Below are 13,690 nucleotides of genomic sequence, written 5' to 3' on the forward strand. Positions count from 1 at the left end.
GCGGTCAGTGTCCGCCGACTTCGCCGCTGATGACGTCGCCGAACAATTGCCAGCGCTCGCCCTTGAACTGCATCAGCTGGAGCTGTTCGATCGGCTGGAAGTCGGCAGGCCCGGTCGACAGCGTCACGCCGGGCAGCAGGCCGCCCTGCGCGAATTGCTTCAGGCTCGCCGCCTGCTTCATCACATTGGCGCGGGTGAGGTCGTCACCGCAGCGGCGCAGCACCTCGACCATCGTGGTCGCCATGTTGTAGCCGGTCATCGCCGAGGCATCGACGCGGTTGGTGTCAGGCATGTATTTGGCGAGCAGTTCGTCGAACGCCTTCATGCCGGCGTCATCCTTCCACTGCGGATCGCTGGCGTCCTTGGCGTAGGCGGCCGAGATCACGCCCTGCGCATTGTCGAGGCCGGCCGGACGCATCACGGTCGCGGTGGAGGCCGAGACGTTGGAGACGATGGTCACCGGCTTCCAGTTCATCTCGCCGAGCTTCTTGATCGCCTGGGCGCCGAATTTCGGCGTGGTGAAGAAGACGATGACGTCGGGATTGGAGGATTTCAGCCGCACCACATGGGAATCGATCGTCGGCTCGGCGACTTCATAGCTCTCCTTGGCGACGACGCGCGCGGGATCGCTGGCGAAGCCGTCTTCCAGGCCCTTGAGGTAGTCCTTGCCCATGTCGTCGTTCTGGTAGAGCACCGCGACCTTGGTGGCGGGCTTTTCCTTGAGCAGATATTTCGCGTAGATCCGCGACTCGCTCTGGTAGCTGGGCAGCCAGCCCATGGTCCAAGGGAAGGCCTTCGGATCGTTCCACTTGGTCGCGCCGGTGGCGACGAACAGCTGCGGCACCTTCTTGGCGTTGAGATATTTCTGGATCGCGGTGTTGGAGGCGGTGCCGAGCGTGCCGAACAGGAACAGCACCTCGTCGCTCTCGACCAGCTTGCGGGCCTGCTCGACGGCCTTCGGCGGCGAGTAGGCGTCGTCATAGGAGACGAAAGTGATCTTGCGCCCGTTGATGCCGCCGTCGTCGTTGACCTTCTTGAACACCGCGGCCATCGCCTTGCCGACCACGCCATAGGCCGACGCCGGGCCGCTATAGGGCACGATGTTGCCGATCTTGATCTCGGTGTCGCTCGCACCGGTGTCGTATTTCTTCTGCGCCCATGCAGCATTGCCGGTCGCGGCGGCGACGGCGAGGCCGAGCAGGGCGGTTGCGACACGGTGTCGGATCGGCATCGGCATTTCCCGAAATCTCCTTGTTGTTGCCGCCGCGCGAGGGCGTCGGTTTCTTGTCGGGGTTCTTGCCGGTTTACCTAGCGTATTGCCGGGCAAAGTGTAAGCGGGCATTGCCCGGGCCGGCCTGCGAGCAGGCCATGGCTTTAAATTCCGGTTTCCGACGCGTTTTCTTCGCGCGAATCGGTACCCGCTTCGCCCGGAAATGCGCCAACAAAAAGCCCCCTGCGAGGGTATCGCAGGGGGCCTTTCCCGGTCGAGGGGCGGCGGGAGATCAGCCGCCGACGTCGGCGCTGATGACCTCGCCGAACAGTTCCCATTTCTCGCCCTTGAACTTCATCAGCTGCAGCTGGCTGATCGGCGCGAAATCGTTCGCCGCGGTGTTGATCTTGACGCCAGGCAGCAGCACCTCGGTGCGGAAGTCCTTCAGGCTTGCGGCCTGCTTCATGATGTTCTCGCGGGTGAGGTTGTCGCCGCACTGCTTCAGCACCTGGACCAGCGTCTGCGCCACGCCGAAGCCGACCACGGTGCCGCCGTCGAGCTTGTCGCCTTCGGGGAAGTCCTTGGCCATGAAGGCGTAGAACTCCTTCATGCCGGGGTCATTGTCCCATTGCTTGTCGGAAGCGTCCTTCAGGTAGGCGGCGGAGATGATATCCTGTGCGTTCTCGAAGCCGGCCGGTTTGATCACGCTGCCGACCGATGCCGACACGTTGTTGAGGAAGTGGGTCGGCTTCCAGCCGATCTCGGCGACCTTCTTGATCGCCTGGGCCGCGAATTTCGGCGTCGCGATGTCGATGAAGACGTCGGCGTTGCTCGCCTTCAGCTTGACGATGTTGCTGTCGATGGTCGGTTGGGACGTCTCGAAGCTTTCTTCGGCGACGATCATGCTGGCGGCCTTCTGGCCGAGCCCGTCCTTCAGGCCCTTCAGGTAGTCCTTGCCGTAATCGTCATTCTGGTAGAGCACCGCGATCTTGGCGTTCGGCATGTTCTTCAGGATGTATTTTGCGTAGATCTGGGTCTCGCTCTGGTAGTTGGGCTGCCAGCCCATGGTCCAGGGAAAGTCCTTCGGGTCGTTCCACTTGGTGGCGCCGGTGGCGACGAACAGCTGCGGCACCTTCTTGGAGTTCATGTATTTCTGGATCGCCGAGTTCGACGGCGTGCCGAGCGAGTTGAAGATCAGCAGCACCTCGTCGCTCTCGACCAGCTTGCGGGCCTGTTCCACGGCCTTCGGCGGCGAGTAGGCGTCATCGTAGGAGATGAAGTTGATCTTGCGGCCATTGATGCCGCCGGCGTCGTTGACCTTCTTGAAATAGGCGGCCTCGGTGCGGCCGATGACGCCATAGGCGGACGCCGGGCCGCTGTAGGGCATGATGTTGCCGATCTTGATCTCGGTATCGCTGGCGCCGGTGTCGTATTTCTTCTGGGCAAGCGCAGCGCTGCCGGATGTCGCGACGAGCGCGAGCGCGGCCCCGAGGACCGCAAGTTTTTTGGTAGCGGACATCTATGTCTCTCTCCCTGTTTGTCATGTGTCTCGGCCTCTTGCTTGGAGAGCTCTTTATTTGGCTGCAGTGATTATCATTTTAGGCGGTTCGCCTCAATGAGAAGCCCCTGCGGCAAACGCCGCAGGGGCGGTATCTTTGGTCGACCTTCCCGGCCTAACCGCCGACGTCGGCGCTCAAGACTTCGCCGAAGCGCTCCCAGGTCTCGCCCTTGAAGCGGATCAATTGCAGTTGCGAAAGCGGCGCGAAATCGGTCGCCGAGGTGTTGACCTTGACGCCGGGCAGCAGGCCGCCGGGCTCGTAATCGCGAATGCTGGCCGCCTGCTTCATGATGTTCTCGCGGGTCAGATTGTCGCCGCAGGCCTTGAGCACGTGGACCAGGCCCTGCGAGACGATATAGGCGTACATCACGGAGGCATCGGCCCGGTTCGCTTCCGGATAGTACTTATCGAGGAATTCGTTCCAGGCAATCATCGCCTTGTCGGTCTTCCACTGCGCGTCGGTCGGATCCTTGAAATATTGCGACGAGACGATGTCCTGGGCGTTCTCGAAGCCCGCGGGCTTGATCACGCTGCCGATCGATCCGGAGACGTTGTTGAGGAAGTGCAGCGGCTTCCAGCCGAGCTCGGCATTCTTCTTGATCGCCTGCGCGGCGAACTTCGGCGTCGTGATGTTGAAGAATACGTCGGCGCCGGAGGCCTTGAGCCTGACGATGTGGGAGTCGATGGTCGGCTCCGTCACCTCATAGCTGTCCTCGGCGACGATCATCGACGCGGCCTTGGCGCCGAGCCCGTCCTTGAATCCCTTCAGATAGTCCTTGCCGTAGTCGTCGTTCTGGTAGAGCACCGCGATTTTGGCGTCCGGCTTGTTCTTCAGGATGTACTTCGCATAGATGATGGACTCGCTCTGGTAGTTGGGCTGCCAGCCCATCGTCCAGGGGAAATTCTGCGGGTCGTTCCACTTGGTGGCGCCGGTGGCGACGAACAGTTGCGGCACCTTCTTCTGGTTCATGTATTTTTGGATCGCCGAGTTCGGTGGCGTGCCGAGCGAATTGAAGATCAGCAGTACCTCGTCGCTCTCGACCAGCTTGCGCGCCTGCTCGACCGTCTTCGGCGGAGTGTAAGCGTCGTCGTAGCTGATGAAGGTGATCTTGCGGCCGTTGATGCCGCCCTCGGCGTTGATCTTGCGGAAATAGGCCTCCTCGGTCTTGCCGATCACGCCATAGGCTGAGGCCGCTCCGCTATAGGGCATGATGTTGCCGATCTTGATCTCGGTGTCGGAGGCGCCGGTGTCGTATTTCTTCTGGGCAAGCGCAGCGCTGCCGGATGCGGCGACGAGCGCAAGCGCAGCAGCAAATGCCGTCAATTGTCGTATTGCAGACATGCCGTTTCTCTCCCTGATTGCCGATGATGTGTCGCGGCCCCTGTTTCGAGGGCTCATTATTGGTCGTAAAAACTATCATCTTACCTGGGGTGTCTCAATGAAAAGCCCCTGCGGCATTGCCGCAGGGGCTGCGTCTTTAGTCGACCACCCTCAAGGCGGGCCGCTGCTCAAAAATCCGCCAACGCGTTCGCGTGTGCGTGGGGCCAACCGCGGAGATTGCGGTCGAGTAAAGCGACGCCGTTGAGTTGAGCGCGCGGATCGAACAGACCGACGTGACGATCAGTTGCTCAGATTGCTCGAAATGATGTCCCCGAACAGCTCCCACTTTTCGCCATTGAACCGCATCAGGCGCAGTTGCTTGATCGGTGCGAAATCGGTGGCCGAGGTGTTGATGCTGATGCCCGGCAGCAGCGTGCCGGGGACGAAATCCTTCAGGCTTGCGGCCTGCTTCATGACATTGGCGCGGGTGAGGTCGTCACCGCACATCTCCAGCACCTTCACCATGGTCTGTGCGGCGGCGTAGCCGAACGAGGTGGCGCCGTCGAGCTTGTTGGCGTCGGGATAATTCTTCTTGAGGAAGGCGAGGAATTTCTCCATGCCGGGATCCTTGTCCCACTGCGGATCGGCGCCGTCCTTGAGATAGGATGCCGACAGGATACCCTGCGAATTCTCGAAGCCCGCCGGCTGCATCACGCCGCCGACCGACGCCGAGACATTGGCGACGATCTGCAACGGCGTCCACGCGATCTCGGCGGCCTTCTTGATCGCCTGTGCCGCGAATTTCGGCGTCGTGATGCTGACGAAGGTGTCGGCACCGGTGGCCTTCAGCTTGACGATGTGGCTGTCGATCGTGGGCTCGGATGTCTCGTAGGCCTCCTCGGCGACGATCATCGATGCCTTGTCGCCGAAGGCGTCCTTCAGGCCCTTGAGGTAGTCCTTGCCGAAATCGTCGTTCTGGTAGAGCACGGCGACCTTGGCGTCGGGCTTGTGCTTCATGATGTATTTTGCGTAGACCCGCGCCTCGTCCTGGTAGGACGGCTGCCAGCCCATGGTCCACGGATAATCTTTCGGGTCGTTCCACTTCGAGGCGCCGGAGGCGATGAACAGCTGCGGCACCTGCTTCTCGTTCATGTATTTCCGGATCGCCGCATTGGTCGCGGTCCCGACCGAGCCGAACAGCAGCAGCACTTCGTCGTTCTCGACCAGCTTGCGCGCCTGCTCCACCGTCTTGGGCGGCGAGTAGCCGTCATCGTAGGAGATGAACTTGATCTTGCGGCCGTGGACGCCGCCGGCATCGTTGATCATCCTGAAGTAGGCGGCCTCGGTCTTGCCGATCGTGCCATAGGCCGAGGCGGGGCCGCTGTAGGGCATGGTGTTGCCGATCTTGATCTCGGTGTCGCTGGCCCCGGTGTCGTATTTCTTCTGCGCCAGCGCGACATTGCAGCTCGTCAGGATCAGAGCGAATGCGGACAACAGCGCCGTCAGGGACGGACGTGCGGCAGTCATGGTTTCCCCACCTCGGGTTCTTTGTTTGGAGTATTCAATACCATCGGCGCGGGGCGTCAACAAAAAGCCCCCGCGACGGATATCGCGGAGGCTGTTGTTTTATTCCCGCAGTGCAACGTCACTCGGAGGGGACGTCGCCGGAAATGATGTCACCGAACAGCTCCCACTTCTGCCCCTTGAAACGCTGCATCTGCAGCTGGGCGATCGGGGCGAAGTCGGTGGCCGAGGTGTTGATCTTGACGCCGGGCAGCAGGGTGTCGGGCGTAAAGTCCTTCAGGCTCGCCGCCTGCTTCATGACGTTGGCGCGGGTGAGATCGTCGCCGCACATTTCGAGCACCTTGGCGAGCGTCTGTGCGGCGCCATAGCCGTACACATAGCCGCCGTCGGTCTTGTCGGCGCCCGGCATGTACTTGTCGAGAAACTCGGCCCACTTCTTCATGCCGGGGTCGTTGTTCCACTGCGTGTCGGCGCCGTCCTTGGCGTAGGCCGCCGACAGCACGCCCTGCGCGTTGTCGAAGCCCGCCGGCTGCATCACGCTGCCGACCGAGGCCGACACGTTGGTGATGATCTGCAGCGGCTTCCAGCCGAGCTCGGCGGTCTTCTTGATGGTCTGCGCGCCGAACTTCGGCGTGGTGTAGATCAGCAGCACGTCGGGATTGGCGGCCTTGATCTTGACGATGTGGCCGTCGATCGACGGCTCCGAAATCTCATAGCTCTCCTCCATGATGATGCTGGAGGCCGCCTTGGCGCCAAAGCCGTCCTTGGTGCCCTTGAGGTAGTCTTTGCCGAAATCGTCGTTCTGATAGAGGATCGCGATCTTGGCGTCGGGCTTCTCCTTCATCAGCCACTTGGCGTAGATCTGCGCTTCGCTCTGGTAGCTCGGCTGCCAGCCCATGGTCCACGGGAAGTTCTTCGGGTCGTTCCACTTGGTGGCGCCGGTCGCGACGAACAGCTGCGGGATCTTCTTGGAATTCAGGTATTTCTGGATCGCGGTGTTGGACGGGGTGCCGAGCGGGTTGAAGACGAGCAATACCTCGTCGCTCTCGACCAGCTTGCGCACCTGCTCGACCGCCTTCGGCGGCGAGTAGGCGTCGTCATAGCTGACGAAATTGACCTTGCGGCCGTTGATGCCGCCGCGATCGTTGATCATCTTGAAGTAGGCTTCTTCGGTCTTGCCGATCACGCCGTAGGCGGAGGCTGGTCCCGAATAGGGGATGATGTTGCCGACCTTGATCTCGGTATCGCTTGCGCCGGTGTCGTATTTCTTTTGGGCGAATGCGGCAGTGGACGTCGCGGCAACAGCGACGATCGCCGCGGAAATCGCGGCGATCCGAACGGTAGAAAGCATAATATCTCCTGGTTTGCTTCTATAGGCTGTCAGTTTTTCTTGAACTTTGCGGCCAGTTGCTGGGCAACGATCGCAACCTGCCTGGCGCCGTGCGGCACGAGGAAGATGACGAGGAACAGCAGCACGCCGAACACCGCGCCCGAAAGGCCCTTCGAAATACCTTCGGCGATGTTGGGCACGAAGATGATGAAGGCGGAGCCGACGATCGAGCCGGGCAACCAGCCGACGCCGCCGACCACCATGCCGAGGAACAGCGAGATCGCGAGCTGGATGGTGTAGCCGTCGGGCGCCACGAACTGCACCGCGATGGCGCCGAGACCGCCGGCAACGCCGGTGATGCCGGCCGAGACGCCGAACGCCAGCGTCTTGTACAGCGCGACGTCGACGCCCATCGCGGAAGCCGCGATCTCGTTGTCGCGGATCGCCATGAAGGCGCGGCCGGAGCGCGAGCGCAGCAGGTTCACCGAAGCGATATAGATCGCGATCGTGACCACCAGCGTGAAGTAATACAGCCACATGTCCTGCCCCATCGGCAGGCCGAACGGCGCATCCGGCTTGGTGACCACGAGGCCCTGCACGCCGCCGGTCCAGTGCTCGAAATAGCCCAGCTTCAGAAGCTGCGGCATCGCGGTGGCGAGCGCAAAGGTCGCGAGCGCCAGATAGACGCCGGAAAGCCGCAGCGCCGGCTGGCCGAACAGGAAGCCGAAGCCGAAGCAGACGATGCCGGCGATCGGCAGCGTGAGGGCATAGTTCATGCCCGCATGCTCCATCAGGATCGCCGAGGTGTAGGCGCCGACGGCGTAGAACGCGCTCTGGCCGAGCGAGAACTGGCCGGAGCCACCGGTCAGGATGTTGAGCGCCAGCACCGCGAGGCCGTAGATCAGAAGCATCGTCATCTGGAAGATGATGAAGTTCTTGACGAACAGCGGGATCAGGATCAGCGCGGCGAGCACGACGAGCGAGGTGCCGTAGCCCAGCGTCATGGCGCGCTTGGGAACGGCCTCGACGGCCTGGCCTTCGGTGACGACTTCGACTTCTTCAGCGGCGCTCATGATCAAACTCGCTTCACGATGGCGCGGCCGAACAGGCCTGCCGGTTTCACGACCAGGACGACGATGATCAGCGCAAGCGCGATCGGAAGTTTCAGTTCATTGCCGACGCCGGGGATGTAGGTGCCGACGAGGTTCTCGAAGACGCCGACCAGGAAGCCGCCCATGACGGCGCCGAACGGGCTCGACAGGCCGCCGAGCACGGCTGCGGCAAATCCATAGATCAGCACGCCGAGCATCATGTTCGGCTCGAGGAACACCACAGGTGCGATCATCATGCCGGCGATCGAGCCGATCGAGGCGGCCATGCCCCAGCCCAGCGCGATCATCCACGAGGTGTTGATGCCGACCAGCCGGGCCGATTCCGGCAGCGATGCGGCGGCGCGCATCGCAAGACCGACCCGGGTGAAGCGGAAGAAGAAGAACAGCAGGAGCAGCATCAACAGCGTGATGCCGATCATGCCGGCCTGGTGGGTCGAGATCAGCTGGCTGCCGAGGAACGGTGAGGAACCGAACGGCGTTGGATACTGCTTGATGGTGAAGTCCCAGATCAGGCCGGCGACCGAGTTGATGATCGCGTAGAGCGCGATGAAGCCGGCGACGTTGGTCAGGATCGGCGCCTTCGCCAGCGGCTTGAACAGCAACCGCTCGATGACGATGCCGGCGGCGAACGAAAAGGCGACGGTGAGCACGAAGGCGCCCCAATATGGCACGCCCCATTGCATCAGCTGCCAGGACACGAAGGTCGAGAACATCGCCATTTCGCCCTGGGCGAAATTCAGATGGTCGATGGCCTGGTAGATCATGACCACCGCGAGCGCCATGCAGGCATAGATCGCGCCGGTGGCGATGCCGGCCAGGACCTGGTTGGCAAAAAGCTCCATTGTGCCAGCTCCCTCAGTAGCCGAGATAGGATTTGCGGACGTCTTCGTTGTTCGCGATGTCCTTGGCATTGCCCGACATCACGATCCGTCCGGTTTCGATCACGTAGGCCTGGTCGGCGAGCTCGAGCGCGAGCTGCGCATTCTGCTCGACCACCAGGATGGTCACCTTTTCCTCGCGATTGATCTTTCCGAGGATGCGGAACAGGTCGCGCACGATCAGCGGCGCGAGGCCGAACGACGGCTCGTCGAGCAGCATCAGGCGCGGCCGCAGCATCAGCGCGCGCGCCACCGCGAGCATCTGCTGCTCGCCGCCGGACAGCGTGCCGGCCTGCTGGGTGTAGCGCTGCTTCAGCACCGGGAAATGCTCGTACATCCGTTCGATGTCGGCGCCGATCGCCTTCTTGTCCGGGCGGCTGATGGCGCCGAGCTGCAGGTTTTCCTCCACCGTCATGTTGGTGAAGGTGCCGCGGCCCTGCGGCACATGGGCGATGCCGAGGCGGACCACGTTTTCGGTCGAGCGCGTGCCGATCGGCTTGCCCTCGAACTCGATCGCGCCGGTGGAGCGCACCATGTTGCAGATCGCCCGCAGTGTGGTGGTCTTGCCGGCGCCGTTGGCGCCGAGCAGCGTGGTCAGCGAGCCCTCGTTGAGCGAAAAGGAGAGGCCGTGCAGGGCCTGGACCTGGCCGTAATAGGCGCGCAGGTCCTTGACGTTGAGCATCGTGGTCATTGGTCCTTGCTCCCCAGATAGGCCTTGATGACATCAGGGTCGGCCTGGACCTGGGCCGGCGTGCCTTCGGCAAGCTTGCGGCCGAAATTGAGCGCGACGACGTGGTCGGCGATCGACATCACGAGACCCATGTGATGCTCGACCAGCAGCACGGTGATCTTGCGGTCGTCGCGGATTTTGCGGATCAGGTCGCCGAGCACATAGACTTCTTCGTGATTGAGGCCGCCGGCCGGCTCGTCGAGCAGCAGGATCTTCGGATCCGCGGCCAGGGCGCGCGCCAGTTCGACGCGCTTCTGGGTGCCGAACGGAAGTCCCGAGACCACGGTGTGGGCGACGTCCTCGAGATCGAGATAGCCGAGGATGTCGTGCACCTTCTTGTTCATGTCGGTCTCGCCGCGGCGGACCCAGGCGAGGCGCAGCGAGTCGCTGACGATGTCGCTCGAGGTGCGCGCATGCGCGCCGACGCGCACATTGTCGATCACGGACAGGTTGGGGAACAGCGCGACGTTCTGGAAGGTGCGGCCGATGCCGATCTCGGCGATCCGGTGCGGCGGGCGCGACAGGATGCTCTTGCCTTCCATCAGGATGTCGCCCGACGACGGCTGATAGAGCCGCGACAGGCAATTGAACAGCGTCGTCTTGCCGGCGCCGTTCGGCCCGATCAGCCCGAGGATCTGTCCATGGCGCATGTCGAACGACACGCCGTTCAGTGCGATGATGCCGCCGAACACGACGCTGACGTCGCGAACCGCGAGCAGGGGATCATTCCCCTGCGCGAGCTGTGCCTGCGTCATCTCGTCTCGCCCGCCGTCTTCGAGCGGTGCGAGCGGCCCTGCGATGCGTTTCGCTGGACGTGATGGAGGCTATCTGATCCCCTCGGCCAAACGTGCAACTTTCCCTCCTACTCTGGTCTTTTTGCGTTCTTCTTTTTTGGATTGCGGCGCCATTCCACCGAGCGCCTGCTCGATGTTCCTTACCATCGCGACAAGACGAGGTCCAATGTCGTTGAGCAATCTGTCTTCCGTGAAGCGGAATGCCGGCGCGCCGCAATTGAAGGCGTAAGGACCGGTTCCGTCGTTCAATCTCAATGCAACGCCGACTGCGGCGACGTCGTTCTGCCAGTCGCCTGCGGACATCGTGAAGCCGTGCTTCGCGACCGTCTCGCCGGAGCGCTCGATGCCGTCGCGCATCTTGGCCCAGCGGCTGCCGTAGTGGTCCCGCAACTCACGCAGTAAAGCCGCGCGCTCGTCGGGCGGCAATGCCCAAATATAAGCACGCCCCATCGCGGTGGTTGCGATCGGCACCCGCGAGCCGACGTCGAGTTGTACGCCGAGCGCCAGGCCGTTCCGGCTCTGGCCGAAATAAATCATGCTGTGGCGGTCGCGGCCGCCGACGGCGACCGCTCCGCCGGTCGCGCGCATCACTTCTTCTCGATAGGGCTCGGACAAATGCCGAACGCCGAGATTGGCGAGCGCGGCGTAGCCGAGTGCCATCGCCGACGGCGCGAGTTGGTACTTCTCGAACTTCGGTACAGGTGTAAGGTATCCCAGCTTGGTCAGCGTGTAGGTCAGCCGGGAAATGGTTGGCTTCGGTAACTTGGTGCGGGCCGCAATCTCCTGATTGCCGAGCAGCCCGTCATTGGGTTGGAATGCGCGCAGGACGTCCAGTCCGCGGGAAAGCGCGACGACGAAATTGCGATCGGTCGCGGCTTTCTTGCTAGCGCGCTTCATCCCTATCCTTGCCCTGCCCTTGTCATGCTCGTTGACAAGGCACGTGCTTCAAAATAACCCTCCATGTCAAGATGTGGAATTAAATTTCGCAGTGCGAAATTGGTCTAATCGTAGCGGCTCAACGCAAGTCGTGCAGCTACTCAACACAAGTCCAAGAACAAGCATCCAGGGAGAGTCCCGGTGAGTGAAGTCGTCAAGCTCGAACGTCATGACAATATTGCCGTCGTCACGGTTAACAGTCCGCCTGTGAATGCGCTGAGCGCCGCGGTGCGCGGCGGCATCTTCGAGTGCATCAAGAGCGCGATCGATGATGCGCAGGTCCAGGGCATCGTGCTGACCTGCGCCGGCCGTACCTTCATCGCCGGCGCCGACATCACCGAATTCGGCAAGCCGCCGAAGCCGCCCGGGCTCGCCGAAGTGCTGAGCCTGATGGAGAGCTCGCCGAAGCCGATCGTTGCCGCCATCCACGGCACCGCGCTCGGCGGCGGCCTCGAGGTCGCGCTGGCCTGCCACTACCGTGTCGCCACCAAGGACGCCAAGCTCGGTCTGCCCGAGGTGAAGCTCGGCCTGCTGCCCGGCGCCGGCGGCACCCAGCGCCTGCCGCGCGCGGTCGGTCCCGAGCTCGCGGTCAAGATGATCGTCGGCGGCGATCCGATCGGCGCGGACGCGGCGCTGAAGGCCGGCCTGATCGAGGAGATCGTCGAGGGACCGGCTTCGGGCGGTGAGGCATTCGCGCGCAAGGTGGTCGCCGAGAAGCGTCCGCTGCGCAAGCTGCGCGACGACGACAGCAAGCTCGCCGCGGCCAAGGCCGATCGTTCGATCTTCACCAATGCGGTCGCTGCGCTGACCAAGAAGTCGCGCGGCCTCGAGGCGCCGTTCGCCGCTGCCGACGCCGTCGGCGCCGCGATCGACCTGCCGTTCGACGAGGGCCTGAAGAAGGAGCGCGAGGGCTTCCTCAAACTGATGAACGGCGACCAGTCCAAGGCACAGCGCTACGCCTTCTTCGCCGAGCGCGAAGCCGCCAAGATCTCCGGTGTCCCCGACGGCACCAAGGGCCGCAACGTGGCGCGCGTCGCCATCCTCGGCGCCGGCACCATGGGCGGCGGCATCGCGATGTCGTTCGCCAATGCCGGCATCCCGGTCACCCTGATCGAGACCGGCGAGGAGCAGCTCAAGCGCGGCATGGGCATCATGCAGAAGAACTACGAGGCGACCGCCGCGCGCGGCGGCATCCCGGCGGACGCGCCCGCCAAGCGGATGGCGCTGATCAACGGTGTCGTCGGCATCGAGAACGTCGGCGACGCCGATCTCGTGATCGAGGCGGTGTTCGAGACCATGGCGGTGAAGAAGGAAGTGTTCGGCAAGCTCGACCAGTATGCCAAGCCGGGCGCGGTGCTGGCCTCCAACACCTCCTATCTCAACATCGACGAGATCGCGAAGTCGACCAAGCGTCCGCAGGACGTGCTCGGCATGCACTTCTTCTCGCCGGCCAACGTCATGAAGCTGTGCGAGATCGTGCGCGCCGACAAGACCGCGCCGGACGCGCTGGTCACGGCCGTCTCGATCGCCCGCAAGATCGCCAAGGTGCCGGCAGTGGTCGGCGTCTGCGACGGCTTCGTCGGCAACCGCATGCTGGCGCAGCGCGGCAAGCAGTCCGAGAAGCTGCTGTTCGAAGGCGCCCTGCCGCAACAGGTCGACGCCGTGGTGACCAAGTTCGGCATGCCGATGGGCCCGTTCGCGATGGGCGATCTCGCCGGTCTCGACATCGGCTGGCGCTCGCGCAAGGACCGCGGCATCAAGTCGGAGATCGCCGACGCGCTGTGCGAAGCCGGCCGCTTCGGCCAGAAGACAGGCAAGGGCTACTACAAGTACGAGCCGGGCTCGCGCGCGGCGCTGCCCGATCCGGAGGTCGAGAAGCTGATCGACGAGACGCTGGCGCGCCTCGGCCGCAAGAAGCGCGTCGTCAGTGACGACGAGATCCTCGAGCGCATGATGTACCCGATGATCAACGAAGGCGCGAAGATCCTCGCCGAGGGCATCGCGGCGCGTCCGTCGGATATCGACGTGGTCTGGCTCTATGGCTATGGCTGGCCGATCTATCGCGGCGGTCCGATGTTCTGGGCCGACACCGTCGGCCTCAAGCACATCGCCGATCGCCTGGCCTTCTACGCCAAGGAGACCAACGATCCCTCGCTCGAGCCGGCGCCGCTGCTCAAGAAGCTCGCCGACGAGGGCAAGACCTTCGCCTCGCTCGCCGCGCCGTCGAAGGCGGCGTGATTGGCCGACTGTAACCACGTGTCATTCCGGGATGCGCCGTAAGGCGCAGACCCGGAATC

At 63.1% G+C, this 13,690-nt stretch carries 11 protein-coding genes; 1 reads left to right on the forward strand and 10 read right to left on the reverse strand.

Annotated elements, in window-relative coordinates; genetic code table 11:
* Positions 1 to 4: 4 nt before the first annotated feature.
* The 10 genes from ACVMIH_RS30830 to ACVMIH_RS30875 all read right to left on the reverse strand — a co-directional run bounded on the left by ACVMIH_RS30830 (position 5) and on the right by ACVMIH_RS30875 (position 11,354).
* Positions 5 to 1,237 (reverse strand): ABC transporter substrate-binding protein, encoded by a 1,233-nt coding sequence (locus ACVMIH_RS30830; protein ID WP_028338255.1) that lies wholly within the window; start codon positions 1,235 to 1,237, stop codon positions 5 to 7.
* A 265-nt stretch (positions 1,238 to 1,502) separates the two neighbouring features.
* On the reverse strand, positions 1,503 to 2,729 hold the full coding sequence (locus ACVMIH_RS30835) for an ABC transporter substrate-binding protein (protein WP_057016010.1): 1,227 nt from the start codon (positions 2,727 to 2,729) through the stop codon (positions 1,503 to 1,505).
* Positions 2,730 to 2,883: 154 nt separating this feature from the next.
* Positions 2,884 to 4,110: an ABC transporter substrate-binding protein gene (locus ACVMIH_RS30840; protein ID WP_076832477.1), complete on the reverse strand. Its 1,227-nt coding sequence runs from the start codon at positions 4,108 to 4,110 to the stop codon at positions 2,884 to 2,886.
* A gap of 279 nt (positions 4,111 to 4,389) precedes the next feature.
* Complete coding sequence (locus ACVMIH_RS30845) at positions 4,390 to 5,616, reverse strand: ABC transporter substrate-binding protein (RefSeq protein ID WP_456864487.1); 1,227 nt, start codon at positions 5,614 to 5,616, stop codon at positions 4,390 to 4,392.
* Between the two features lie 118 nt (positions 5,617 to 5,734).
* A complete protein-coding gene (locus tag ACVMIH_RS30850; protein ID WP_028338101.1) occupies positions 5,735 to 6,964 on the reverse strand; it encodes an ABC transporter substrate-binding protein in 1,230 nt (409 codons plus the stop codon).
* Positions 6,965 to 6,993: 29 nt separating this feature from the next.
* Positions 6,994 to 8,016: a branched-chain amino acid ABC transporter permease gene (locus tag ACVMIH_RS30855; RefSeq protein WP_092085378.1), complete on the reverse strand. Its 1,023-nt coding sequence runs from the start codon at positions 8,014 to 8,016 to the stop codon at positions 6,994 to 6,996.
* Between the two features lie 2 nt (positions 8,017 to 8,018).
* Positions 8,019 to 8,897, reverse strand: coding sequence for a branched-chain amino acid ABC transporter permease (locus tag ACVMIH_RS30860; RefSeq protein WP_028339071.1), 879 nt, complete (start codon positions 8,895 to 8,897; stop codon positions 8,019 to 8,021).
* Positions 8,898 to 8,910: 13 nt separating this feature from the next.
* Positions 8,911 to 9,624 (reverse strand): ABC transporter ATP-binding protein, encoded by a 714-nt coding sequence (locus tag ACVMIH_RS30865; RefSeq protein ID WP_038384532.1) that lies wholly within the window; start codon positions 9,622 to 9,624, stop codon positions 8,911 to 8,913.
* Positions 9,621 to 10,418, reverse strand: a complete 798-nt coding sequence (locus ACVMIH_RS30870; protein WP_016847575.1) for an ABC transporter ATP-binding protein — start codon at positions 10,416 to 10,418, stop codon at positions 9,621 to 9,623. Before ACVMIH_RS30870 ends, ACVMIH_RS30865 begins: the two co-directional genes overlap by 4 nt.
* Positions 10,419 to 10,487: 69 nt before the next feature.
* A complete protein-coding gene (locus tag ACVMIH_RS30875) occupies positions 10,488 to 11,354 on the reverse strand; it encodes an IclR family transcriptional regulator (protein ID WP_018269093.1) in 867 nt (288 codons plus the stop codon).
* Positions 11,355 to 11,534: 180 nt separating this feature from the next.
* Between ACVMIH_RS30875 and ACVMIH_RS30880 the strand changes: the two genes are divergently transcribed.
* A complete protein-coding gene (locus ACVMIH_RS30880; RefSeq protein WP_057016014.1) occupies positions 11,535 to 13,631 on the forward strand; it encodes a 3-hydroxyacyl-CoA dehydrogenase NAD-binding domain-containing protein in 2,097 nt (698 codons plus the stop codon).
* Positions 13,632 to 13,690: the final 59 nt, after the last annotated feature.

The organism is Bradyrhizobium sp. USDA 4503 (assembly GCF_054055815.1).

Bases quoted from the DNA above. Each gene is read 5' to 3' on its own strand.
- ACVMIH_RS30830 (WP_028338255.1), bottom strand. From the start codon at position 1,237: ATGCCGATGCCGATCCGACACCGTGTCGCAACCGCCCTGCTCGGCCTC.
- ACVMIH_RS30835 (WP_057016010.1), bottom strand. From the start codon at position 2,729: ATGTCCGCTACCAAAAAACTTGCGGTCCTCGGGGCCGCGCTCGCGCTC.
- ACVMIH_RS30840 (WP_076832477.1), bottom strand. From the start codon at position 4,110: ATGTCTGCAATACGACAATTGACGGCATTTGCTGCTGCGCTTGCGCTC.
- ACVMIH_RS30845 (WP_456864487.1), bottom strand. From the start codon at position 5,616: ATGACTGCCGCACGTCCGTCCCTGACGGCGCTGTTGTCCGCATTCGCT.
- ACVMIH_RS30850 (WP_028338101.1), bottom strand. From the start codon at position 6,964: ATGCTTTCTACCGTTCGGATCGCCGCGATTTCCGCGGCGATCGTCGCT.
- ACVMIH_RS30855 (WP_092085378.1), bottom strand. From the start codon at position 8,016: ATGAGCGCCGCTGAAGAAGTCGAAGTCGTCACCGAAGGCCAGGCCGTC.
- ACVMIH_RS30860 (WP_028339071.1), bottom strand. From the start codon at position 8,897: ATGGAGCTTTTTGCCAACCAGGTCCTGGCCGGCATCGCCACCGGCGCG.
- ACVMIH_RS30865 (WP_038384532.1), bottom strand. From the start codon at position 9,624: ATGACCACGATGCTCAACGTCAAGGACCTGCGCGCCTATTACGGCCAG.
- ACVMIH_RS30870 (WP_016847575.1), bottom strand. From the start codon at position 10,418: ATGACGCAGGCACAGCTCGCGCAGGGGAATGATCCCCTGCTCGCGGTT.
- ACVMIH_RS30875 (WP_018269093.1), bottom strand. From the start codon at position 11,354: ATGAAGCGCGCTAGCAAGAAAGCCGCGACCGATCGCAATTTCGTCGTC.